The organism is Rhodanobacter lycopersici (assembly GCF_040812335.1).
Lineage (GTDB): Bacteria > Pseudomonadota > Gammaproteobacteria > Xanthomonadales > Rhodanobacteraceae > Rhodanobacter_A > Rhodanobacter_A lycopersici.
Window position 1 is genome coordinate 312,519 of record NZ_JBFOHK010000002.1, and the last position, 21,774, is coordinate 334,292.

Below are 21,774 nucleotides of genomic sequence, written 5' to 3' on the forward strand. Positions count from 1 at the left end.
GCTAAAAACCGGCCGTCCATGGCCGGACTCTTGAAAAGGCTTTCAAATTTCAGGATCACGACCATGTCCAGCACCACCCTGAATCCGTCCGAGATCAGCGAACTGATCAAGAACCGCATCGAGCAGTTCAAGCTCGGCGCGGAAGCCCGCAACGAGGGCACGATCATCAGCGTGTCCGATGGCATCGTGCGCATCCACGGCCTGGCCGACGTGATGCAGGGCGAAATGATCGAACTGCCGGGCAACGCGTTTGCGCTGGCGCTGAACCTGGAGCGCGACTCGGTCGGCGCGGTGGTGCTGGGCGAATACCAGCACCTGCGCGAGGGCGACGTCGCCAAGACCACCGGCCGCATCCTTGAAGTGCCGGTCGGCCCCGAACTGCTCGGCCGCGTGGTCGATTCGCTGGGCAACCCGATCGACGGCAAGGGCCCGCTCAACGCCAAGCTCAGCTCGCCGATCGAAAAGGTCGCGCCGGGCGTGATCTGGCGCAAGTCGGTCGACCAGCCGGTGCAGACCGGCTACAAGTCCGTCGATTCGATGATCCCGATCGGCCGCGGCCAGCGCGAGCTGATCATCGGCGACCGCCAGACCGGCAAGACCGCGCTGGCGATCGACGCGATCATCAACCAGAAGGATTCGGGCATCTTCTCGATCTACGTGGCGATCGGCCAGAAGCGCTCGTCGATCGCCAACGTGGTGCGCAAGCTGGAAGAGAACGGCGCGCTGGCCAACACCATCGTGGTGGTCGCCTCCGCCTCCGAATCGGCCGCGCTGCAGTACATCGCGCCGTACGCCGGCTGCGCCATGGGCGAATACTTCCGCGACCGCGGCCAGGACGCGCTGATCGTGTACGACGACCTGTCCAAGCAGGCCGTGGCCTACCGCCAGATCTCGCTGCTGCTGAAGCGCCCGCCGGGCCGCGAAGCCTACCCGGGCGACGTGTTCTATCTCCATTCGCGCCTGCTCGAGCGCGCTTCGCGCGTCTCCGAGGAATACGTCGAGAAGTTCACCCACGGCGAGGTGAAGGGCAAGACCGGTTCGCTGACCGCGCTGCCGATCATCGAGACCCAGGCCGGCGACGTGTCCGCGTTCGTGCCGACCAACGTGATCTCGATCACCGACGGCCAGATCTTCCTGGAAACCGATCTGTTCAACGCCGGCATCCGTCCGGCCGTGAACGCCGGCATCTCGGTGTCGCGCGTGGGCGGTTCGGCGCAGACCAAGATCGTGAAGAAGCTCTCCGGCGGCGTGAAGCTGGCGCTGGCGCAGTACCGCGAGCTGGCCGCGTTCGCGCAGTTCGCCTCCGACCTCGATCCGGCCACCCGCGCCCAGCTCGACCGCGGCCAGCGCGTCACCGAGCTGATGAAGCAGTCGCAGTACGCGCCGCTGTCGATCGCCGAGCTGGCGCTGTCGGTGTACGCGGCCGAGAAGGGCTACCTCGACGACCTGCCGGTGAACAAGGTGCTGGCGTTCGAGAAGGGCCTGCACGCCTTCATGCACCAGAACCACGCCGAGCTGATGAAGAAGATCGTCGCCACCGGCGCCTGGGATGCCGAGATCGAAGGCGTCTTCAAGGCCTCGCTGGACGAGTACAAGAAGACGGGCAGCTGGTAATCCCGGAACGGCACGCCGGCTCCTGAGCCGGCATGGCACAGACCCGACAGATCGAGGCAGACGTGGCTAGCGGACGCGAAATCAAAACCAAGATCAAGAGCACGCAGAACATGCGCAAGGTGACGCGCGCGCTCGAGATGGTCTCGGCCTCGAAGATCCGCAAGGCGCAGGATCTGATGAAGGCCTCGCGTCCCTATGCGCGTTCCATGCGCAAGGTGATCGCGCACGTGGCGCAGGCCAGCACCGACTTCAAGCACCCGTTCCTGGTCGAACGCGACAATGTGGCGCGGGTGGCCTACATCGTGGTGTCCACCGACCGCGGCCTGTGCGGCGGCCTGAACTCCAACCTGTTCCGCCGCCTGCTGCCCGCGATCCAGGAGTGGCAGGGCAAGGGCGTGCAGGTCGACGTGGTGGCGATCGGCCAGAAGGCCGTGCAGTTCTTCCGCCGCATCAAGGGCGTGAACCTGATCGGCAGCACCACCCACCTCGGCGAGCGGCCGAAGCTGGAGCAGCTGATCGGCGTGATCAAGGTGGTGCTGGACGCCTACACGGCGAACGCGCTGGACCGCGTGTTCCTCGCCTACAACGACTTCGTCAACACCATGACGCAGAAGCCGAGCATCGACGCACTGCTGCCGCTGCCGCTGGTGGCGGCGGAGCTGGAAGCGCACCAGGCGGCCGGCGAGTCGGCGTATGCCGGCATCAAGCTGGAGCAGACCCACGACTGGGACTACATCTACGAACCCGACGCGCAGACCGTGCTGGAACACGTGCTGGGCCGCTACATCGAGTCGGTGGTGTACCAGGGCGTGCTGGAGAACCTCGCCAGCGAGCATGCCGCGCGCATGGTCGCGATGAAGAGCGCGTCGGACAACGCGAACAAGGTGATCGACACGTTGACGCTGGTCTACAACAAGACCCGCCAGGCGGCGATCACGCAGGAAATTTCCGAAATCGTCGGCGGTGCCGCGGCGGTGTGATGTTTGACCCTTCTCCCTGTGGGAGAAGGTGGCGCGAAGCGCCGGATGAGGGTACGGGCGAAGCGGAACCTGCCGCGAGTGCCGAACCCTCACCCCAACCCCTCTCCCGGTGGGAGAGGGGCCAACAGACAAAGATTTGAAGGTTCGAGGAAACCACAATGAGCCAGGGCAAAGTTGTTCAGATCATCGGCGCGGTCATCGACGTCGAGTTCGCGCGCGATCAGGTGCCGCAGGTGTACGACGCGCTGAAGATCGACGGCACCGAGATCACGCTGGAAGTGCAGCAGGTGCTGGGCGACGGCGTGGTGCGCACCATCGCGCTGGGTTCCACCGACGGCCTGAAGCGCGGCCTGCTCGCCCGCAACACTGGCGAAGGCATCAAGGTGCCGGTGGGCAACGCCACCCTGGGCCGCATCATGGACGTGCTCGGCAACCCGATCGACGAAGTCGGTCCGATCGACGCCGAGGACCGCTGGGTGATCCACCGCGAAGCGCCGTCGTATGCCGACCAGGCGCTGGCCAACGAGCTGCTGGAAACCGGCATCAAGGTGATCGACCTGGTGTGCCCGTTCGCCAAGGGCGGCAAGGTCGGCCTGTTCGGCGGCGCCGGCGTGGGCAAGACCGTGAACATGCTCGAGCTGATCAACAACATCGCGACCCAGCACTCGGGCCTGTCGGTGTTCGCCGGCGTGGGCGAGCGCACCCGCGAAGGCAACGACTTCTACCACGAGATGCAGGACGCCGGCGTCGTCAAGCTGGACAACCTGCCCGAGTCGAAGGTGGCGATGGTCTACGGCCAGATGAACGAGCCGCCGGGCAACCGCCTGCGCGTCGCGCTGACCGGCCTGACCATGGCCGAGTACTTCCGCGACCAGAAGGACGCGTCCGGCAAGGGCAAGGACGTGCTGTTCTTCGTGGACAACATCTACCGCTACACGCTGGCCGGCACCGAAGTGTCCGCGCTGCTCGGCCGCATGCCGTCCGCCGTGGGCTACCAGCCGACGCTGGCCGACGAAATGGGCGTGCTGCAGGAGCGCATCACCTCCACCAAGACCGGTTCGATCACCTCGATCCAGGCCGTGTACGTGCCTGCGGACGACTTGACCGACCCATCGCCGGCCACCACCTTCGCGCATCTCGATTCCACCGTGACGCTGAGCCGCCAGATCGCCTCGCTGGGCATCTACCCGGCGGTCGATCCGCTGGATTCCACCAGCCGCCAGCTGGACCCGCAGGTCGTCGGCCAGGAACACTACGACGTCGCCCGCCGCGTGCAGGGCATGCTGCAGCGCTACAAGGAGCTGAAGGACATCATCGCCATCCTCGGCATGGACGAGCTGTCCGAAGAGGACAAGCAGGTGGTGGCGCGCGCCCGCAAGTGCGAGCGCTTCTTCAGCCAGCCCTTCCACGTGGCCGAAGTGTTCACCGGCGCGCCCGGCAAGTACGTGTCGCTGAAGGAAACCATCCGTGGCTTCAAGATGATCGTGGAGGGCGACGTCGACCACCTGCCGGAGCAGGCGTTCTACATGGTCGGCGGCATCGACGAGGCGATCAAGAAGGGCGAGGAGATGGGCGCCAAGAAAGCCGCGTAAGCGGCTTTCGCAAAGGCACGGGCAAGCCTGCGAAAGCGCCGCGACTTGAGCGTGCTCTTCTTCATCCATCGTTCCGAACGTGACGAGTAACCAACCATGACCACCCTCCGAGTCGACATCGTCAGCGCCGAGGCCGAGATCTTCTCCGGCGAGGCCGCGATGCTCGTCGCCACCGGCGAGCTGGGCGAGCTGGGCATCACGCCGCGCCACGCGCCGCTGATCACCCGCCTGAAGCCGGGCCACGTCGACGTGGTGCTGGCTGGGGGCGAGCGCCAGCAGTTCTACATCTCCGGCGGCATCCTCGAGGTGCAGCCACAGGTGGTCACCGTGCTGGTCGACACCGCGATCCGCGCCGCCGACCTCGACGAGGCCGCCGCGCAGCGTGCGAAGAAGGAAGCCGAAGACGCGCTGGCCAACCGCACCGATGCACTGGAAGTGTCCGAGGCGCAGGCCAAGCTGGCCGAGGCCATGGCCCAGCTGCAGGCGCTGGAGCGGTTGCGCAAGAACCTCAAGCATTGATTGGTGCGCTCGTCCTTGAGCGCAGAGCAGGATCAAGAAGCGGCCATCCGTGGCCGCACTCGGGGATGAAGCGGTCGCTTCGATGGACATCGTGGAAAAGGACGCCGGCCTTGCGCCGGCGTTTTTGCGGGCGGGGATAGCCGATGCGGCCATGATGACACTTCAAATTACAAATGTAGTTTGATAGCGTTGCCGTCACTTGCCGGATGGAGAAGGTCATGGTGGCACGCAAGAGGTTGCTGCTTCCCGGCTTGCTCGGGCTGGGGGTGGCGGGTTGCGCCACCGTGGCGAAGCCACCCGCCAAGGCACCCAACGAAGGTTCGACGAGCTACCACATGGTCGACGATGGCCACATGGCACATTACCCGCTGGCCTTGGGCGATGTCGCCATCGGCGGCAAGCCCTTCCAGCGCGTGTTGCCGACCTACCCGCCGACGCTGCTTGCAGCGTGTCCACCGGTCGTGGATGTACAGGTGCAGGTCATCGTGGGCACTACAGGCAGGGCGAGCGAGGTGCGGCGCTATCCGGCGGCCGACAACACGGCAGCGCCCATCCCGCCGCAGTTTTTCGATGCGGCGCGGGCGGCGGTGATGCAATGGCAATTCATCCCGTTGCAGATCAGCCACTGGGCCGCGGATGCGGATGGCAATACCCACGAAGTGGACAGCGACACCAAGCCTTTCAGCCTGGTGTACGCCTTCCGCTTCGAATGCCATGCCGGCAAGGCAACGGTGTCGTCTGCATCGGCGGAACATTGAGCCTGAACCACGCCAGCCCACGGCCATGCGGGTGGCCGAAGTCCGGCAGGGCGGGCTGATAGACTTTCGGACCAGGTCACGCCAAGGCAGACACGCATGAGCCACGCCCCGCTGCACGTCATCGTTCTTGCCGCCGGCGCCGGCACGCGGATGAAGTCTGCGCGCCCCAAGGTGCTGATGCCGCTGGCCGGCCGCCCGCTGCTGGCGCACGTGCTGGCCACCGCGCGTGCGCTCGAGCCGGCCGCGATCCACGTGGTCTACGGTCACGGCGGTGACGAAGTGCGGGATGCGTTCGCGGGCCAGAACGACCTGCATTGGGTGCTGCAGGCCGAGCGCCTTGGCACCGGCCACGCGGTGGAGCAGGCGCTGCCCGACGTGCCCGATGCGGCGCAGGTACTGGTGCTCTACGGCGATGTGCCATTGATTCGCGCCGAGACGTTGCGTGGGCTGGCGCAGGTCGATGGCGGCTTCGGCCTGCTGGCGATCCGCGTCGCCGATCCGCGCGGCTACGGCCGCGTGCTGCGTGACGGTAACGGCCACGTGCGCTGCGTGATCGAGGAGAAGGACGCCACGGACGAGCAGCGCGCCATCGACGTGGTCAACACCGGCATCCTCGTCGCATCCGCTGCCGCGCTGCGCGTGTGGATCGCCGGGCTCGATCGCGACAACGCACAAGGCGAGTTCTACCTCACCGACATCTTCGCGATGGCCAGCGAGGAAAACCGCCCTGCGCTCAGCGTGGAGTGCGCCGATCCGGTCGAAGCTTCCGGCGCCAACGACGCCATGCAGCTCTCGACGCTCGAAGCCGAATACCGCCAGCGTGCCACCCGTGCGCTGCAGCTCGCCGGCATGCGCCTCGCCGATCCCGCGCGCCTCGACGTGCGCGGCGAGGTGAGCAGCGGCCGCGACGTGGAACTCGACATCGACGTGATCCTCGAAGGCGAGGTGAGCCTGGGCGACGAGGTGCGCGTGGGCCCGTTCGTCCGGCTGAAAGACGTGCGGCTCGCCGCCGGCACCGTGGTGCAGGCGCATTGCGATCTGGAAGGCGTGGTCACCCACGGCCCCTGCACGATCGGCCCGTTCGCGCGTCTGCGTCCCGGCACCGAGCTCGATGCCGGCGTGCACGTGGGCAACTTCGTCGAGACCAAGAAGACCCGCATCGGCGAGAACAGCAAGGCCAACCACCTCAGCTACCTCGGCGACACCGTGATCGGCCGCGGCGTCAACGTGGGCGCCGGCACCATCACCTGCAACTACGACGGCGTGAACAAGTTCGCCACCCGCATAGAAGACGGCGCCTTCATCGGTTCCAATGCCGCGCTGGTGGCGCCGGTGACGATCGGTGCCCAGGCCACCATCGGCGCCGGTTCGGTGATCACCCGCGACGCGCCCGCCGGCGAGCTCACCGTGGCGCGCGGGCGGCAGCTCACGCTGGCGGGCTGGAAGCGGCCCGAAAAGCAGTCGTGATTCGGGCGGCTATTCAGGCGTAGCGCCACCCATCCAGTTCCACCAGCAGCTCGCTGCGGCAGACGTCGCCTTGCAGCAGCAGCACCGGCACGCCGGGCAGGCGTTGCTTGAGCAGCTCGCGCACGCGCGGCGCGTCGGCGGGGTGGCGCACGTAGGCCTTCAGCGGTGCGTGGGTGTCGAAGCCGGCGGGCATGCCGGCGCTGGCCAGCAGCGCTTCCAGGTTGACCAGGATCTCCTCCAGCTGCGCGGCGAGGTCGCCTTCGTGCGCGGAAGCGTGGCCCACCACCGCGGCGGTGCCGGAGATCGCCAGCGCGTCCTGCGCGGGCAGCCGCATCGCGCGGGCGAAGCCGGGTGCGGTGCGGCCGTACTGGCGCGGGTAGCGCCAGGCGCTGACCTGGCGCGGGTTCTCCACCGCCGAGCCGGCCTGCGAGCTGGCCAGCAGATACACCTGCAGCAGATGCGGTTCGGCATGGTGGCCGATCGCGGTGGCGGCGGGGTAGCCGTTGGCGAACCAGTCGCCGCAGCCTGCGGCGCGGCCGTCACAGAACAGTTTGTAGCGCTCGGCGTCGTTCTCGCCCTGGTTGATCGCGCCCTGGTAGTTCCAGATGCGCAGCACCTGCCGCTCGTGGCGGCCGTGGATGAACTCGCGCAGCTGCGCATAGGCGACGTGGGCCGCACCCGCGGGGCCGCCGTGTTCGCGTTCGTCCAGCTCCAGCGCGGCGAACAGCCAACCACCACCCGCCGACCAGCGCAGCGCACCATCGCGGCCGTGCTGCACCGGGTCGTCGACCTGCCAGGCTTCCAGCGGTGCGGGGGCGTCGAAGGCCTCCAGCGGCACACGCATCCAGCGCGGGTCGTCGACGGCCGCGGCACCAGCGCCGAAGCCGAATACCGCCAGCGTGTCGGGCTCGGCCAGCAGGGCGGCGGCATCGTTCATGCGATAGGAGATGCGCGGCGCGCGCGCCGGGCCGGCCTCGGCCCACCTGCTTCCACAACCTTCGAGCATATCTGCAACCGGGAAAGACAAGGGCTCCATGTTACACTTCGCCGCCGCTCTTGCCTGTTTCGACGACGTTTCCCGAGCTTCCACGCACATGGCCGAATTGACTGCTGCCCAGCACGAGCTGGCCACCCTGATCGTGGAAAGCCTGAACCTCGAAGCGATCGATCCCGCGAAGATCGACCCGGACGCGCCGCTGTTCGGCGGCGAGCTGGGGCTGGATTCCATCGACGCGCTGGAGATCGCGCTGGCGGTGTCCAAGCGCTACGGTTTCCAGCTGCGTTCGGACCATCCCGACAACCAGCAGATCTTCGCCAGCCTGCGGGGCTTGAGCGCGTTCGTCGAAGCGCACCGCGCGCACGACTGAACCCGCCCCTGGCATGAGCGAGGCCACGCACTGGCGCCAGCACCGCGAAGGTGGCGGCCGCCTTGCGCTGTGGCTGATGCGTACGCTGGCGCTGCGTGGCGGCCGCCGTTTCGGCCGGCTGCTGATGTATCCGGTGACGCTGTATTTCTTCCTGCGCCGGGGGGCCGAGCGGCGCGCCTCACGGCAATACCTCACGCGTGTGCTCGGGCGTCCGCCCGGCATATGGTCGATGCTGCGCCAATTCCATGCCTACGCCACCACCACGTTGGACCGGGTCTTCCTGCTGGCCCACGGCGAACGCGGTTTCCGCATCGAGATCGAGGGCCTGGCGGAGCTGGAGCGGCGCATCGCCGAAGGCCGTGGCGTGCTGCTGGTCGGCTCGCACCAGGGCAGTTTCGAGGCCTTGCGCGTGCTTGGTGCGCGGCGCCCCGACGTGCCGTTGCGCGTGGTGCTGGACAAGGGCAAGACGCCGGCGATGACCGAGCTGCTGGAGGCGCTGGCGCCCGCAGTGGGCGCAGCGGTGATCGACGCCGCGCAAGGCGGGGCGGGCGTGGTGCTGGCCGCCGCCGAGGCCTGCAGGCAGGGCGCGATGGTGGCGCTGCTGGCCGACCGCGCCGGCGAACACGAGGCGCAGCGCGAGGTGGATTTCCTCGGTGCGCCGGCGCCGCTGCCGGTTGGACCGTGGCTGCTGGCAAATGCGCTCAAGGTGCCGGTGTTGTTGTGCTTCGGTCTGTATCTGGGCGGCAACCGCTACCGGTTGGTGTTCGAGCCGTTCGCCGAGTGCGTGGCGATTCCGCGCGAGCAGCGCGGCCCGGCGCTGGATGCGCTGCTCGTGCGCTACGCCGCGCGGCTGGAGCATTACGTGCGGGTGGCGCCGTACAACTGGTTCAACTTCCACGATTTCTGGCAACAGCCGGTGGCCGCGACCATTGTCGCGCCACCATCGGACCCGCCCGGCGCGGATTGAACCGACGCGCGTTCAGCGCGTGCCGGTCAGCGGTGCGAGTGGGTGGACGCTCTCCGGCGCACTGTCGACCACCCGCGGCGCGGTATGCGAGCGCCGGTAGCTTTCCGCGATGCGGCCGTAGTGCAGCACGCGGCCGATCGTGTATGCGGTGATGCGCAAGGTGTCGCGCACCGGTCGCAGGTGGCTGGGCCGTGCACCGGGCGGGTAGCGCGAGGCGATCGGCACCGCGACCACGCCCATGCCCAGCTCACGCGAGGCCGCGATCAGGATCGCCGCCTCGAACACGAAGTTCTGCGCCGGCAGGTCGACCAGGTCCAGTGCGGCACGCGGGTACCAGCGCTGGCCGCTCTGGGTGTCCAGCACCGGCTGGCCGCAGCCCCAGGAAATGCCCCAGTCGGCGAATGCGTTGGCGCGCCGGCGCGCCTTCGGCTGCTGCGCCTTGTCGAGCAGGCGTGCGCCGATCACCAGCTGGCCGGGATACGCGGCGGCGGCGGCCACGATGCGCGGGATGTCGGTTGCCAGATGCTGGCCGTCGCCGTCCATCGTCAGCACCGCCTCGCAGCCCTGGCGCAGTGCCTCGCGGAAGCCGTCGCGCAGGGCCTGGCCCTTGCCGAGGCGCCGCTCGTGGCGCAGCAGGGTCACCGGCAGCGTGGCGAGGATCTGCGGCGTGCGGTCATCCGAGCCGTCGTCGACCACGATGACGGGCACGCCCAATGCCAGCGCCGACTCGACCACGCCGCGGATCGCCACCTCCTCGTTGAGGCAGGGAATCAGCACGCACCAGCGGGGCAGGGCAGCGTTCAGGTGATGGGCTCCACGTCGATCAGCAGATCCAGCGCGGTGGCGGTCCCGAGTCGGCAATGGCCGCCGCGCCCGGCCAGCGACGCGAGCAGCGCCAGCGCGGCGCCGGCGGGATTGCCATCCGCTTCACTAGCCAGCGTAGCGGGCGGCGGCGTGGACACGGCGTGATCCACCGATGTTTCCAGTCGCAGTTGTCCCAGCGTGGTTACGCCAGCTTCCGGTGCCAGCAGCAAGGCACAGCCGAAGGCACGCCCGCATCCGGTCATCTCCAGCAACGGGCCGCGTCCGGCGATGTCGCTGCATGCCAGCAGCACCGGGCGCCGCTCGACCAGTGCCTGGGTCGCCGCTTCCAGCAGCGCGGCGCCAAAGGTGTGGACGCTCGCGCAAACCGCGCTGGACGGCGCCCGGCAGCCGGTGGCGATGGTCCAGTAGCCGGCGGGCGCGTTGTGCACGGAATGGTGGAAGCGGGTGGGCGACAACTCGGCCGGTGCGCGCGCCAGCGTGGCGCAGATCGCGTCGGTGATCGCCTGGTCGCCGTGGGCCGAGGCGAACACGCAGGCGAGTGTGGTCGGGTCGCGCCCGCTCATCGCCAGTGCCTGGCCAGCCACTTCCACCGCCAGTCGCACGCTTTCCGGGGCACGGCGGCGCTCGTTCGCCGGCAGCAGCGCGGCAGCCGGTGCGGCGGGAATGGCAGGCGCGTCGCCGGCGAGCAGGGTGCGCAGCGCGGCGAAGTCGCCCAGCCGCGGCGACCACAGGCCGATGCCTTCGACGTGCAGATGCATGGGGGTCATGGTGCGCGCCCGAACACGAGGCAGGCGTTGTTGCCGCCGAAGCCGAAGGAATTGCTCAGCGCCACGTCCACGCGCTGCGATTCACCCCGCCACGCGAACTGCGGACCGCAGGCGGGATCGGGCGTGGCGACACCGAGGTTGCCGGGTATGAAGCCGTGCTCGATCGCCTGCAGTGCGATCGTCGCTTCCACGATGCCCGCCGCACCCAGCGTGTGGCCGGTGTAGCCCTTGGTCGAGCTTGCGCGCGTGCGCGCGGAGAAGCGGCGCGCCACCAGCGGGGCTTCCATCGCATCGTTCTGCTGGCTGGCGGTGCCGTGCAGGTTCACGTAGTCGACCCGTGCCGCATCGAGGCCGGCGCGGGCCAGCGCCGCGTCCAGCGCCAGTTCCGCGCCGTCGCCGCCGGGATGCGGCGAGGACATGTGCCAGGCGTCGCTGGCCTCGCCGTAGCCGAGCAGGCGTGGCGCCCGCGGCGCGGCCTCCACGCGTTCCAGCAGCGCGAAGCCGGCCGCCTCGCCGATCGAGATGCCGTTGCGCGTCGCGTCGAACGGGCGGCAGGCGGCAGGCGAGATCAGCTCCAGCGCGTTGAAGCCGAACAGCACGTTGTCGCACAGGCTGTCCACGCCACCCACCACGGCCGCGTCGGCCAGGCCCAGCGCGAGCAGGCGCGCGGCACTGGCGAACACCTTGGCGCTGGACGAGCAGGCGGTGGAGACGGTGAGGCAGGGGCCCTCCAGCGCCAGCGCCGCCGCGGCGAACGCGCTCAGCGAGTCGGGTGCGTGCAATGCAGGCCGGCGCAGGTCGGCGGGGAAACGAGCATCGGCACCGAGCCGGCGGTAAGCTTCCTCGGTGGCGCCGATGCTGGCGGTGGAAGTACCCAGCAGCAAGGCCACGCGGCGCGCGCCATGGCGCGTGCGTGCAGCGTGCACACGGTCGAGGAAGCCATCCTGCTGCAGGCCCAGCCAGGCGAGGCGGTTGTTGCGGCATTCCCAGGTGGCGAGTGCGGTGGGCAGGGCGACGGCTTCCACGCCGTCGACGCGGCCGATCCAGCCCAGCCGCGGCGCACTGCCGAAATCGTTGGGGCGCAGCCCGCCGTGGCCGTGCAACAGCGCGTCGTGTTGTGCCGCCAGTCCGCAACCGAGTACGGAGGTGACGGTGCAGGCGCTGACCGCGAGCGGGGTCATCGGTGTCGTCATCGCTTCAGCCTAGCGAGCGTCTTCCGCCCTGCCTAGCTTGCATGCCGCGGGCAACGCCTGCACGTTCAGCTGCGGTGCGCTCCTGATCCGGCGCAGGTCCGCGCGACGCCGCGCCACAGCGGCGATGGGAACCGCTCTTGCTAAGCTCACGACGATAACGATGGAGTGCGACCGATGAGCGAACAAGCCGACCGGGCCGAAACCTTCCTGCGCGAACTGCAGGATCGCATCTGCGCCGAACTGGAACAGCTGGACGGCACGGCGCGCTTCGTCGAGGACGCCTGGACACGCACGGCGGGCGGTGGCGGGCGCACCCGCGTGCTGCGCGATGGCGCGCTGTTCGAGCAGGCCGGCGTGAACTTCTCGCGCGTCAGCGGCAACCAGTTGCCCCCCAGCGCCACCGCGCACCGCCCCGATCTGGCCGGCGGCAGCTTTATTGCCACCGGCGTGTCGCTGGTGCTGCACCCGAAGAATCCCTACGTGCCGACCACGCACGCCAACGTACGCTACTTCGAGGCCAGCAAGGAGGGCGTGGAGCCGGTGTGGTGGTTCGGCGGCGGTTTCGATCTCACCCCGTATTACCCGTTCGACGAGGATGTGGTGCATTGGCACACGGTGGCGCGCGACTTGTGCGCGCCGTTCGGCGTCGGCGTCTACCCGCGCTACAAGCAATGGTGCGACGAGTATTTCCAGCTCAAGCACCGCGGCGAGACGCGCGGCGTGGGTGGCCTGTTCTACGACGACCTCAACGAAGGCGGCTTCGAGCGCTGTCTGGCATTCACCCGGGCGGTGGGCCAGGGTTTCCTCGACGCCTACCTGCCGATCGCCGCGCGCCGGCGCGACACGCCGTACAGCGAGCGCGAGCGCGAGTTCCAGCTGTACCGCCGCGGCCGTTACGTGGAGTTCAACCTGGTCTACGACCGCGGCACGCTGTTCGGGCTGCAGTCGGGCGGACGCACCGAGTCGATCCTGATGAGCCTGCCGCCGCGGGTGCGCTTCGAGTATGCCTATGCACCCGAACCCGACTCCGCCGAGGCGCGGCTGGCCGACTACCTCAAGCCGCGCGATTGGCTTTAACCGCGCGGCACGAAAGGCGGTCGATCACGGTGCGGCGCCGCTGAACTTCTCCGCCGTGGCGCCCTTGACCGGGCCGATCTGCGCGCTGTCGCTGACCTTGAGCACCACCTCGCGGCGGAACTCCAGCGTGCCCCGCACCACCGCGTGCGGGCCGATCACGACCACCGGCTTGCGCTCGCTGCCCCAGTGGAACCAGCCGTTGTTCGGCTGGTCGACCAGGATGCCGCCTTCGACGTGCGAGTTCGCACCCACCGTGATGTCGCCGGCCACGGTCTCGAGGCCGCCGGCCACATGGGCGCCATCCAGCCGGATGGCGCCGTTGACGTTGGAGAGATGGCCGTCGACCTGGGCGCCGTGCGCCAGGCTGATGTCGCCGTTGACCGCATGGACCTGGCCGTCGACCTTGCCGCCGGCGGCAACCTCGATCGAGCCGTTGACGGTGTGCAGCTCGCCGGCCTCGGCCTGGCTGCCCAGGGACACCGAACCGTTCACGGTGCTGGCCAGCTGCACTACGGCGTGGTCGCCCACGTCCACGTCCCCGTTGACGCTCTTGGCATCGCCGGCGTGCTGGCCAGCCTCGACGCGGACGTCGCCGTTGACCTTGTGGAGGTCGTTGTCCGACGCGGCCGCGGCCAGCGGCAGGAGCAGGGCGAGGGAAAGCAGGATGCGGCGCATGGCAGGACTCCGTTCAGTGGATGACGTGGACTGGGATGCATGCCGGCGGATTTTGGTTGGCGTGACCTTTGGCAGGGGAGGCGGCTGCCGCTACCATTTCACCCTTCCCTGTCGAGAATTCCCGCCATGCACAAGCTCGTCCTGATCCGCCACGGCCAGTCGCAGTGGAACCTCGACAACCGCTTCAGCGGCTGGGCCGACGTGGACCTCACCGCGCTGGGCGAGCAGGAGGCACGCGAGGCGGGCGAGCTGCTGAAGCGCGAAGGCTACGCCTTCGACGTGGCGCACACCTCGGTGCTGAAGCGCGCGGTGCGCACGCTGTGGGGCGTGCTCGACACGATGGACCTGATGTGGCTGCCAGTGCACACCGACTGGCGGCTCAACGAGCGCCACTACGGCGCGCTCACCGGCCTCAACAAGGCCGAGACGGCGGCGAAGTACGGCGACGCGCAGGTGAAGATCTGGCGCCGCAGCTACGACATCCCGCCGCCGCCGCTGGACCGTGCCGAGAACGAGGCGGTGCACGACCCGCGCTACGCCGCGTTGGCGCCCGCACAGATCCCCGACACCGAATGCCTGAAGGACACCGTGGCCCGCGTGCTGCCGTACTGGCACGAAGTGCTGGCGCCGGCGATCAAGGCCGGCCGGCGCGTGGTGGTGGCGGCGCACGGCAACTCGCTGCGCGCGCTGGTGAAGTACCTGGACGGCATCTCCGACGCGGACATCGTGGAGATGAACATCCCCAATGGCGTGCCGCTGGTGTACGAGTTCGACGCGGACCTCAAGCCACTCAAGCGCTACTACCTGGGCGATGCCGCGGCGATCGAGGCGAAGATGGCCGCGGTGGCGAACCAGGGCAAGGCCCGGTAGGGGCGGCTTGTAGGAGCGGCTTCAGCCGCGATCTTCTCCGTACCCCGTACCAGTCGCGGCTGAAGCCGCTCCTACCGGTTTGCGGAAATCCTGCTGACACCCGTCATGCGCGATACCTGCACTGCGTCAATCGCGCGACGTACATCGTTCCGTTAGGCTGCGCAGATCCTCCCAGCCGGATGCGCCGACCATGTCTCCCCACCTGATGAGCTACGTGATCATCGTGCCGCTGATGGCCCTGATGGTCTGGCGCCGGATCAGCCGCCAGTTCGGCCGCCAGCCGATCCGGCGCAAGCGGATGATCGCGCGCATCGTGATCTTCGCGGTGATCGGCGCCCTGCTGATGCTGGGCGGCCTGCACGACATCCGCCTGGCCGAGGGCGTGCTCGGCGGCGCGGTGATCGGTGCGGCGCTGGGTTTCGTCGGCTTGCGCCTGACGCGTTTCGAGACCGATCCGGTGAAGGGCGACTGCTACCTGCCGAACCCGTGGATCGGCGCCGTGCTGACCGCGCTGCTGCTGGGCCGGCTGGTGTGGCGCTTCATGGTGCTGGCGCCGCAGATGCAGCACGCCGATGCGCTGGCCGCCAGCGCGCCGCCCGGCACGAGCATGCAGATGGGCTACCAGTCCAGCCCGCTGACCATGCTGGTGATCGGCCTGCTGGTGGGCTACTACATCGTCTATTACGCCGGCCTGCTGGTGCACCACCGGCGCTACCAGCAGTCGCGCATCGCGTCCGCTGCGTAAGAGCCTGTTCAAAGTCTCCGCGAGGCTCGCGCCGGGTAGGAGCGCACCCTGTGCGCGAATGCTCTGGCGCCTGATCGAAGCCAAAAGCATTCGCGCGCAGGGTGCGCTCCTACACCGCGGAATCGGTGCTTGCGTTGCATGGCCGCCATGCGGCAGCGCGCAACTCGGCCCGACGGCCATGGCAAGGCAACGCAAGTTGCGGGGGGACTTTGGAACAGGCTCTAAGTCGGTTCAAGGTGCCACGCTGAAGTCGATTTCCAGCGGATACGGCACCGGCGAGGCTGGCGGCACGGGCAGCGTCCAGCCGGCGATCTGGCCGGCCATGCAGGTGGCGACCGGTGCGGCCGGCTGCACCACGATGCGCTGCGGCTTGCCGTGTGCGTCCACGTCCAGCACCAGGGTGAACGGGGACTTGTCATCGTGGTTGCCGGCGAGGCAGCCCTTGTAGGCGTCCGTGGTGGGGTTGCCGATCTTGCCCCACAGCGCCTTCTGGTAGGCCGGTCCGGTGGCGGCGGCCTCGGCCATCTTCGCCTGGTGCACGCGCGTTTCGAAATCGGCGCCGGCGTTCGACGGCGTGCCGCCCAGCAACAGGGCGAAGGCGAGGGTGAGGGGCATCACGGGGCTTCCGGCGGCGGGACTGCCGAAACCTTAGCAGTTCGCCGCGGCAGGCGAGGCATCGGGTGCGGCGTGCTCGCGCTGCCAGCCGGGCACCGCCGTGCCGGGCATCGGGGGAGCGATGTAGTTGCCCTGCACCTCGTCGCAACACATGCTCCGCACCGCTGCCATCTCGTGCGCGGTCTCCACACCTTCCATCACCACGCGGAAGCCGAGGTCGTGGCCCAGCGCCGCCATCGAACGCACGATGGAAGCATCGTGCTGGCGGACATCCAGGCCGCGCACCAGCGACTGGTCGATCTTCAGGCTGGTGGCCGGCATGCGGCGCAGGGCGTCGAGGTTGCTGTAGCCGATGCCGAAGTCGTCGATGGCGATGCCCACGCCGGCCCTGCGCAGCGCGCCGAGCACGTCGCGGGTGAGCTCGTTGTGGTGGATCGCGGTGCTTTCGGTGAATTCGAGTTCCAGCCGGGTCAGCGGCACGCCGTGATGTTGCGCGGCCGTGGCGATGCGCTTTTCCAGCGTGGCGTCCAGGTCGATGCTGGAGACGCTCAGGGACAGCCGCAGATCGAGTCCGTTGCGCAGCCACTCGGCCAGTTGCGCAAGGCCGTGATCGAGCACCCAGTCGGTGAACGAACGCATCAGGCCGGCCTGTTCGGCCAGCGGCACGAACACGCCGGGCGACACCGTGCCCAGCGTGGGGTGGCGCCAGCGCGCCAGCGCCTCCAGCGTCACGCAGCGTCCGCTGGCCAGGTCCAGGCGCGGCTGGTAGTGCAGTTCCAGTTCGGCGCGCTCGGAGAGCGCGGCGGCCAGTTCGGTGACCAGGAAGAACTCATGCCGCTGGCGCTCGTCCTGGGTGTGGTCGTACACGGACCAGCCGCTGGCGGTGCTCTGCGCGTTGTACGAGGCGTTCATCGCCCGGCGCAGCGGGTCGCCGCCGCGCAGTTCGCCCGCCTCGACCCGGAGCAGGCCCACGCCGGGTTGCAGGGTGAACGGCACGCCGAGGCAGTCGATGGGTTCGCGCAGCATGGCCACCAGGGCATCCAGTTGTGCGGGCGAGGGTGCTTCATGCGTGCCCGGCAGCAGCGCCGCCAGCCGGGTGGGGGCCACCTGGTAGAGCTGCATGCCCGCGATCATCCATGTCTGCATGCGTTCGGCCACCGCGCGCATCAGCGCGTCGGCATAGGCGTGGCCCATGGCACGCACGAAAGCGTGGAAGCGCGCCACCGGCGCGGTTTCGATCGACACCAGCCAGGCGGTGTCGGTTTCGCCCGGCAGTCGTGCATGCAGGTCGGCGAAGAACGCCTTGCGGTGCGGCAGCCGCGTGGCGGGATCGATGCGGTTGAGGTAGAAGCGCAGCGCCGCCCCCGTGCCGGCCAGCGCGGCGGCGTCGCGCAGCGCGGCCTGTTCGCTGGTGGTCAGGGCGAGACGCGGGCGGCGGTCGATCGCAAACAACGCACCCAATGGCTGGCCGTCCAGGCCGAACACCGGCTCACAGGCGAAGAAGGCGATTTCGGCATGCGCGGGATCGGCGCCGGCGGGCAGGAAACGGGCGTCCTCGCGTGCGTCGGGCACCACTTCGGCGACGCCGTGGCGCATGGCCGCGCGGCAGGCGGCCAGCAGTGCACCGTCGAGCGACAGGGGATCCGGCTGGCCGGGCGGGGTGTACCAGAAGGCGCTGCCGTCCGTCAGCAGCAAGGCTACCAGCGGCACGCCCAGCGCTCCGGAGGCCAGTCGCGCCACGGCCTCGAAGCCAGGCAGGGCATGGCGTTCGGCCGCGTCAGGGGTCGCCGGAGCACAGCCGGCGTCGGGTTGCCCGCCCGGGAGCGAGTCCCGCGAGATTCCCATCTTTCCATCCCCCTGCGCGGCAGCATGGTGCCGGCGGTCGGAGCAGGCTACTGCTGCGCCGCTGGCGTGGCAATGAGCCGTTTGGCCGGGGACCTGAACGGGCTCAGTCGGCGCGGTGTGGCAAGGCCAGGTAGTCCTCGCTCTGCATTTCGATCAGTCGTGACTCGGTGCGGCCGAATTCGGCGCGCAGGCGCTCGCCGTCGTACAGCTCGGTGATCGGTGCGACGGCGGAGAGGATCAGCTTCACGTGGCGGTCGTAGAACTCGTCGACCAGCTGCACGAAACGCTTGGCAGCGTCCTCGCTGTAGATGGTGAACTGCGGCACGCCGGAGACGATGATCGCGGGACCGGCCTTGGCCAGCGCGATGTAGTCGGCCACCGCGCGCGGACCCTCGCACAGCGCGGCGAAGTCGAACCACAGGATATTGTCGGCGCGCTTGCGGCAGGGAATCTCGCGGCCGTTGATTTCCAGCGCACCATCTTCGACCACCGTGCCACGGGCGTGGTCGCGGAAAATGCGCTCCAGCGCGCGGTGCGCCTCGATGCCGGGCGGCGTGTAGTAGACCGCGGCCTGGCTCAGTGCGCGCAGGCGCCAGTCGCGCGACGAGGCCATCTCGACCACGCGGCAGTGCTGTTCCAGCAATGCGATCGCAGGTAGGAAGCGCGCGCGTTGCAGGCCGTCCTTGTACAGGTTTTCCGGCGCGGTGTTCGAAGTGGTGACCAACGCCACGCCGCGTGCGAACAGGCCCTCCAGCAGACGCGCGAGGATCATCGCGTCGCCGATGTCGTTGACCAGGAACTCGTCCAGGCACAGCACGCGGCAGCGTGCGGCGAGGCCGGCAGCCACCTCGGCCAGCGGGTCCTGCCGCTCGCCCAGCTCGCGCAGGCGCTCGTGCACCTCGCCCATGAAGCGGTGGAAATGCCGGCGCAACACCACGCCATGCGGCAGGCTGGCGGCGAACAGGTCCATCAGGAAGGTCTTGCCGCGGCCCACCGTGCCCCACAGGTACAGACCCGGCGGTGGCGCGGCCTCGCTGGCGAGCAGCGACTTCAGCCGGCCGAACAGGCTGCCGTTGCCGTTCGCCGTGGCGCACAGCGCGGTGTGCAGGCGGTCGAACTCGGGCAGCACCGCGAGCTGGGCGGGGTCGGATTCCCAGCGGTGCGCGGCCACGCCTTCGTGGTAGCGCACGCTGGGTGCGGGCGAGAGGGATTCGCTCATGCAACGGTCATCGGCATCGATGGCCCGTGCCGCCGCGATGCGCTCAGAAAATTTCCTTGATGTCGACCACCTGGCCGTGGGCGATGTAGATCTGCACGGTCTTGTTGCCCTGCACGTAGTCGAGTCGATAGGCGAGCACGGCGCCGTAGGCGTTCTGCACCTCGGTCCTGCTCGCGGGGGCGCCCGCGATCGCGGTCACCTTTTCTTCCGAGTCCCCGACCGTGACGACCTTGGAACCGAAGCGCACGGTGTCCGCGGCCAGCGCCTGGAAACTGAGCAACAGGCCGGTTGCCAATACGATCCATCGTTTCATGACATTGCCCTCTGGGTTGGGAGTGGCTGGATTATAGGGTGTCGCTGCCGCGCTCAATCGCGCAGTGGCGGCAGCCAGTCGGCGATGGCGTGCTTCACCGCGCCGCGCAGGTCCATCAGCCGGCGGTGGAAGAAGTGGCCGGTCTCAGGCATGCGGATCAGCTCGGGCGGCTGGTCCATGCCATCGATCCAGTCGAACACCGCCTGCGGTTCCACCACCTCGTCGGCCTCGCCCATCACCACCAGCCACGGGCAGGTGGGCAGCACGTCGTCCGTCATTGACCAGCGCCCCACCGGTGGCGCGATGCTGACCAGTGCATCGGCCTCGAGCCGCACCGCGTTGCGGATGGTCACGTAGCTGCCGAACGAGAAGCCGGCCAGCCACAACGCATCGCCGGGACGCACGCGGCGCAGCCAGGCCACCACCGCGGCGAGATCCTCGCTTTCGCCGTCGCCGTCATCGTAGCTGCCCGCCGAGGCGCCGGTGCCGCGGAAGTTGAAGCGCAGCGTGTCCAGCCCCGACTCGCGCAGCGCGCGCTCCAGCATCGTCACCACCTTGTTGTGCATGGTGCCGCCCTGCACGGGGTTGGGATGGCAGACCACCGCCGTGCCCGCGCGCGCGCCGGGGCGCTCGGCCAGGTCGGTGAGGGTCTCCAGCTTGCCGGCCGGGCCGGCGAGCGCGAAGCTGGCGGCCTGGTCGGGAAAGCTGGCGGGGTCGTCGGGAAGCGCAGTGGGATTCATGCCGAAGATGATAACCGCCGGCGCCACCAGCCGCCCCCGGAGGCGCACGGGCGGGCGCCGGTGAACCACCTGGCGCACCTGCTGCTGGCTGGCGACGACGAGGCATTGCGCCTGGGCGGTCTGCTCGGCGATTTCGTGCATGGCGCGCCCGATCCGGCGTTGCCGTCGCGCGTGGTGCTGGGCATCCGTCTGCATCGCGCCATCGACGTCCATACCGACCGCCACCCGGAAGTGGTGGCAGCGCGGGCGCGCTTCGAGCCGCCATACCGGCGCTATGCCGGCATCGCACTGGACCTGTGGTTCGACCACCGCCTGGCGCGTGACTTTGCGCGCTGGAGCGCGGTGCCGCTGGCGGCCTTCTCGGATGCCGCGCGCGAGCTGCTGCGGCGCCACGATGCGTTGCTGCCGCCGGCGCTGCGCCGCTTCCGCGCCTACATGGAGGCGCACGACCTGCCGGCGGGCTATGCGCGTCGCGAGGAAATCGGGCGGGCGCTGGAAGGTGTCGCCGGGCGGTTGCGGCGGGACAACCCGCTGGACCGGATGCTACCGCTGCTGGTGGCGCTGGATGCACCGCTGCAGGCGCATTTCGAGGTGTTCTTTCCGCAGCTGCGGGAGTTTGCGCAAGCGTGGATCGAGGTGAACGCGGCGGGGTGAAGGGGCTGTGCCACGAGGTGGGACCCTCATCCCAACCTTCCTCGCTCCTCAAAGCCGGCGCCATCCATAGCGCCTCCCCGCGTACTTCCCGGCGGGGGAAGGGGCGAACGAAAACGCCGCCCGGGGGCGGCGTTTGCCTTGATCTGACTGAGGCGGGCTCTTACTTGGCCTGGTCCACGATCCAGGTGACCGCGGCCTTCACCTGCGCATCGGTGAGCGCGGGGTTGCCGCCTTTGGGCGGCATGAAGTTGCCATCCGGACCGTGATAGCCGTCGGTGGCGTGCTTGATGAGGGTGTCCAGGCCCTCGGCGATGCGTGGTGCCCACATCGCCTTGTTGCCCACCTTGGGTGCGCCGGCGACGCCGGCGGTGTGGCAGCTGGTGCAGAGGTGGTCGAAGATGGTCTTGCCGTCGGTGGTGCCGCCGTAGGCGACCTGCGAGGCGGCGGCCTTGGTGGCGGCGTCGGCGGCGGCCTGCATGGCGGCGCGGCCGGTGTTGCCGGCGTACACCGCTCCGGCAGGCGCGAGCCGCGCGTCGACCTGCGCCTGCACGTTCGGGTCGGTTTCCTTGGGTTCGTGGCCGTAGATCGCCAGGGCGGTCAGGATCAGCACAACGGTCAGCACGGCCAGTCCGCCGATCAGCTTGGCGAACTGGTGCACGAAAACCCGGTCGGAATTATTCATGGAACCGCTCACGTATGTACTCCAGGTCGGTGGATCGTCCGGAAGGCCCCCGCGGCACCCGGCATGCCGATTGGCTGCCGCGTGCCCGCACCTGCCATGGCCGCGACGCAGTGCGGCGAGTCGGACAGGCGCAAGGCCCGGAGTATAGACGAAGCCGCCGGCAAGTTTTCAGCCGGCGGCAGCGGCGATCTGTCGCGCCGAGGAACCGCGGCGGCCGATACCTGTCCAAGCGGCGCGGTGCGGCGGCAGCGCATCCCTGCCATCGGTCATGCCCCACCCCTGTCGACTGG

At 69.0% G+C, this 21,774-nt stretch carries 23 protein-coding genes; 12 read left to right on the forward strand and 11 right to left on the reverse strand.

Features of this window, described 5'->3' with window-relative positions:
* Nucleotides 1-63 precede the first annotated feature (63 nt).
* From atpA to glmU, 6 genes are all read left to right on the forward strand, one after another.
* The gene (gene atpA / locus ABQJ54_RS08370; protein ID WP_367853840.1) at nt 64-1,614 is read left to right on the forward strand and encodes a F0F1 ATP synthase subunit alpha; all 1,551 of its coding nucleotides are present in this window, start codon (nt 64-66) and stop codon (nt 1,612-1,614) included.
* Between the two features lie 62 nt (nt 1,615-1,676).
* A complete protein-coding gene (gene atpG / locus ABQJ54_RS08375; RefSeq protein ID WP_367854414.1) occupies nt 1,677-2,594 on the forward strand; it encodes a F0F1 ATP synthase subunit gamma in 918 nt (305 codons plus the stop codon).
* A gap of 158 nt (nt 2,595-2,752) precedes the next feature.
* Entirely contained in the window at nt 2,753-4,186 is a 1,434-nt protein-coding gene (gene atpD / locus ABQJ54_RS08380; RefSeq protein ID WP_367853841.1) for a F0F1 ATP synthase subunit beta, read from the forward strand.
* Between the two features lie 96 nt (nt 4,187-4,282).
* On the forward strand, nt 4,283-4,705 hold the full coding sequence (locus ABQJ54_RS08385) for a F0F1 ATP synthase subunit epsilon (protein WP_367853842.1): 423 nt from the start codon (nt 4,283-4,285) through the stop codon (nt 4,703-4,705).
* 218 nt (nt 4,706-4,923) lie between these two features.
* Nucleotides 4,924-5,463, forward strand: coding sequence for a hypothetical protein (locus tag ABQJ54_RS08390; RefSeq protein ID WP_367853843.1), 540 nt, complete (start codon nt 4,924-4,926; stop codon nt 5,461-5,463).
* 96 nt (nt 5,464-5,559) lie between these two features.
* Nucleotides 5,560-6,930 carry a bifunctional UDP-N-acetylglucosamine diphosphorylase/glucosamine-1-phosphate N-acetyltransferase GlmU gene (gene glmU / locus ABQJ54_RS08395; RefSeq protein WP_367853844.1) on the forward strand — a complete coding sequence of 457 codons (1,371 nt, stop codon included), beginning with the start codon at nt 5,560-5,562 and terminating at the stop codon, nt 6,928-6,930.
* 13 nt (nt 6,931-6,943) lie between these two features.
* Here glmU and ABQJ54_RS08400 read toward each other — a convergent pair whose 3' ends face one another.
* Nucleotides 6,944-7,867 carry a chorismate transformation FkbO/Hyg5 family protein gene (locus tag ABQJ54_RS08400; RefSeq protein WP_437343331.1) on the reverse strand — a complete coding sequence of 308 codons (924 nt, stop codon included), beginning with the start codon at nt 7,865-7,867 and terminating at the stop codon, nt 6,944-6,946.
* Between the two features lie 157 nt (nt 7,868-8,024).
* Between ABQJ54_RS08400 and ABQJ54_RS08405 the strand changes: the two genes are divergently transcribed.
* The gene (locus ABQJ54_RS08405; RefSeq protein WP_367853846.1) at nt 8,025-8,297 is read left to right on the forward strand and encodes a phosphopantetheine-binding protein; all 273 of its coding nucleotides are present in this window, start codon (nt 8,025-8,027) and stop codon (nt 8,295-8,297) included.
* A 13-nt stretch (nt 8,298-8,310) separates the two neighbouring features.
* Entirely contained in the window at nt 8,311-9,264 is a 954-nt protein-coding gene (locus tag ABQJ54_RS08410; protein ID WP_367853847.1) for a lysophospholipid acyltransferase family protein, read from the forward strand.
* Nucleotides 9,265-9,276: 12 nt separating this feature from the next.
* Here the strand turns inward: ABQJ54_RS08410 and ABQJ54_RS08415 are convergent, their stop codons facing one another.
* The 3 genes from ABQJ54_RS08415 to ABQJ54_RS08425 are packed head-to-tail and all read right to left on the reverse strand — an operon-like array spanning nt 9,277 to nt 12,049.
* Entirely contained in the window at nt 9,277-10,068 is a 792-nt protein-coding gene (locus ABQJ54_RS08415; protein ID WP_367854415.1) for a glycosyltransferase family 2 protein, read from the reverse strand.
* On the reverse strand, nt 10,065-10,856 hold the full coding sequence (locus ABQJ54_RS08420) for a beta-ketoacyl synthase chain length factor (RefSeq protein WP_367853848.1): 792 nt from the start codon (nt 10,854-10,856) through the stop codon (nt 10,065-10,067). The genes ABQJ54_RS08415 and ABQJ54_RS08420 overlap by 4 nt, the downstream gene beginning before the upstream one ends.
* Complete coding sequence (locus ABQJ54_RS08425) at nt 10,853-12,049, reverse strand: beta-ketoacyl-ACP synthase (RefSeq protein ID WP_367853849.1); 1,197 nt, start codon at nt 12,047-12,049, stop codon at nt 10,853-10,855. The genes ABQJ54_RS08420 and ABQJ54_RS08425 overlap by 4 nt, the downstream gene beginning before the upstream one ends.
* 174 nt (nt 12,050-12,223) lie before the next feature.
* Here ABQJ54_RS08425 and hemF point away from each other — a divergent pair, with 174 nt between their 5' ends.
* On the forward strand, nt 12,224-13,126 hold the full coding sequence (hemF, locus tag ABQJ54_RS08430) for an oxygen-dependent coproporphyrinogen oxidase (RefSeq protein WP_367853850.1): 903 nt from the start codon (nt 12,224-12,226) through the stop codon (nt 13,124-13,126).
* A gap of 24 nt (nt 13,127-13,150) precedes the next feature.
* Here the strand turns inward: hemF and ABQJ54_RS08435 are convergent, their stop codons facing one another.
* The gene (locus tag ABQJ54_RS08435) at nt 13,151-13,801 is read right to left on the reverse strand and encodes a DUF4097 family beta strand repeat-containing protein (protein WP_367853851.1); all 651 of its coding nucleotides are present in this window, start codon (nt 13,799-13,801) and stop codon (nt 13,151-13,153) included.
* 126 nt (nt 13,802-13,927) lie between these two features.
* Between ABQJ54_RS08435 and gpmA the strand changes: the two genes are divergently transcribed.
* On the forward strand, nt 13,928-14,671 hold the full coding sequence (gene gpmA / locus ABQJ54_RS08440; protein WP_367853852.1) for a 2,3-diphosphoglycerate-dependent phosphoglycerate mutase: 744 nt from the start codon (nt 13,928-13,930) through the stop codon (nt 14,669-14,671).
* Nucleotides 14,672-14,861: 190 nt separating this feature from the next.
* Nucleotides 14,862-15,416, forward strand: a complete 555-nt coding sequence (locus ABQJ54_RS08445; protein WP_367853853.1) for a CcdC protein domain-containing protein — start codon at nt 14,862-14,864, stop codon at nt 15,414-15,416.
* Nucleotides 15,417-15,647: 231 nt separating this feature from the next.
* On the opposite strand, the gene ABQJ54_RS08450 is transcribed toward ABQJ54_RS08445, so the two are convergent.
* From ABQJ54_RS08450 to ABQJ54_RS08470, 5 genes are all read right to left on the reverse strand, one after another.
* Nucleotides 15,648-16,031: a peptidase C13 gene (locus tag ABQJ54_RS08450; protein ID WP_367853854.1), complete on the reverse strand. Its 384-nt coding sequence runs from the start codon at nt 16,029-16,031 to the stop codon at nt 15,648-15,650.
* Nucleotides 16,032-16,064: 33 nt separating this feature from the next.
* Nucleotides 16,065-17,876 carry a sensor domain-containing phosphodiesterase gene (locus ABQJ54_RS08455; RefSeq protein ID WP_367853855.1) on the reverse strand — a complete coding sequence of 604 codons (1,812 nt, stop codon included), beginning with the start codon at nt 17,874-17,876 and terminating at the stop codon, nt 16,065-16,067.
* A 103-nt stretch (nt 17,877-17,979) separates the two neighbouring features.
* The gene (gene zapE, locus ABQJ54_RS08460; RefSeq protein ID WP_367853856.1) at nt 17,980-19,095 is read right to left on the reverse strand and encodes a cell division protein ZapE; all 1,116 of its coding nucleotides are present in this window, start codon (nt 19,093-19,095) and stop codon (nt 17,980-17,982) included.
* Nucleotides 19,096-19,138: 43 nt separating this feature from the next.
* Nucleotides 19,139-19,408 carry a DUF2845 domain-containing protein gene (locus tag ABQJ54_RS08465; RefSeq protein ID WP_367853857.1) on the reverse strand — a complete coding sequence of 90 codons (270 nt, stop codon included), beginning with the start codon at nt 19,406-19,408 and terminating at the stop codon, nt 19,139-19,141.
* Between the two features lie 53 nt (nt 19,409-19,461).
* A complete protein-coding gene (locus tag ABQJ54_RS08470; protein WP_367853858.1) occupies nt 19,462-20,148 on the reverse strand; it encodes an alpha/beta hydrolase in 687 nt (228 codons plus the stop codon).
* Nucleotides 20,149-20,208: 60 nt separating this feature from the next.
* On the opposite strand from ABQJ54_RS08470, the gene ABQJ54_RS08475 reads away from it, so the two are divergent.
* Nucleotides 20,209-20,802, forward strand: a complete 594-nt coding sequence (locus ABQJ54_RS08475) for an acyl carrier protein phosphodiesterase (RefSeq protein WP_367853859.1) — start codon at nt 20,209-20,211, stop codon at nt 20,800-20,802.
* A 160-nt stretch (nt 20,803-20,962) separates the two neighbouring features.
* Here ABQJ54_RS08475 and ABQJ54_RS08480 read toward each other — a convergent pair whose 3' ends face one another.
* A complete protein-coding gene (locus ABQJ54_RS08480) occupies nt 20,963-21,484 on the reverse strand; it encodes a c-type cytochrome (RefSeq protein WP_367853860.1) in 522 nt (173 codons plus the stop codon).
* Nucleotides 21,485-21,774: the final 290 nt, after the last annotated feature.

Coding starts and splice junctions, on each gene's coding strand:
- atpA (WP_367853840.1), top strand. CDS start 64: ATGTCCAGCACCACCCTGAATCCGTCCGAGATCAGCGAACTGATCAAG.
- atpD (WP_367853841.1), top strand. CDS start 2,753: ATGAGCCAGGGCAAAGTTGTTCAGATCATCGGCGCGGTCATCGACGTC.
- ABQJ54_RS08385 (WP_367853842.1), top strand. CDS start 4,283: ATGACCACCCTCCGAGTCGACATCGTCAGCGCCGAGGCCGAGATCTTC.
- ABQJ54_RS08390 (WP_367853843.1), top strand. CDS start 4,924: ATGGTGGCACGCAAGAGGTTGCTGCTTCCCGGCTTGCTCGGGCTGGGG.
- glmU (WP_367853844.1), top strand. CDS start 5,560: ATGAGCCACGCCCCGCTGCACGTCATCGTTCTTGCCGCCGGCGCCGGC.
- ABQJ54_RS08400 (WP_437343331.1), bottom strand. CDS start 7,867: ATGAACGATGCCGCCGCCCTGCTGGCCGAGCCCGACACGCTGGCGGTA.
- ABQJ54_RS08405 (WP_367853846.1), top strand. CDS start 8,025: ATGGCCGAATTGACTGCTGCCCAGCACGAGCTGGCCACCCTGATCGTG.
- ABQJ54_RS08410 (WP_367853847.1), top strand. CDS start 8,311: ATGAGCGAGGCCACGCACTGGCGCCAGCACCGCGAAGGTGGCGGCCGC.
- ABQJ54_RS08420 (WP_367853848.1), bottom strand. CDS start 10,856: ATGACCCCCATGCATCTGCACGTCGAAGGCATCGGCCTGTGGTCGCCG.
- ABQJ54_RS08425 (WP_367853849.1), bottom strand. CDS start 12,049: ATGACGACACCGATGACCCCGCTCGCGGTCAGCGCCTGCACCGTCACC.
- hemF (WP_367853850.1), top strand. CDS start 12,224: ATGAGCGAACAAGCCGACCGGGCCGAAACCTTCCTGCGCGAACTGCAG.
- ABQJ54_RS08435 (WP_367853851.1), bottom strand. CDS start 13,801: ATGCGCCGCATCCTGCTTTCCCTCGCCCTGCTCCTGCCGCTGGCCGCG.
- gpmA (WP_367853852.1), top strand. CDS start 13,928: ATGCACAAGCTCGTCCTGATCCGCCACGGCCAGTCGCAGTGGAACCTC.
- ABQJ54_RS08445 (WP_367853853.1), top strand. CDS start 14,862: ATGTCTCCCCACCTGATGAGCTACGTGATCATCGTGCCGCTGATGGCC.
- ABQJ54_RS08450 (WP_367853854.1), bottom strand. CDS start 16,031: ATGCCCCTCACCCTCGCCTTCGCCCTGTTGCTGGGCGGCACGCCGTCG.
- ABQJ54_RS08455 (WP_367853855.1), bottom strand. CDS start 17,876: ATGGGAATCTCGCGGGACTCGCTCCCGGGCGGGCAACCCGACGCCGGC.
- zapE (WP_367853856.1), bottom strand. CDS start 19,095: ATGAGCGAATCCCTCTCGCCCGCACCCAGCGTGCGCTACCACGAAGGC.
- ABQJ54_RS08465 (WP_367853857.1), bottom strand. CDS start 19,408: ATGAAACGATGGATCGTATTGGCAACCGGCCTGTTGCTCAGTTTCCAG.
- ABQJ54_RS08470 (WP_367853858.1), bottom strand. CDS start 20,148: ATGAATCCCACTGCGCTTCCCGACGACCCCGCCAGCTTTCCCGACCAG.
- ABQJ54_RS08480 (WP_367853860.1), bottom strand. CDS start 21,484: ATGAATAATTCCGACCGGGTTTTCGTGCACCAGTTCGCCAAGCTGATC.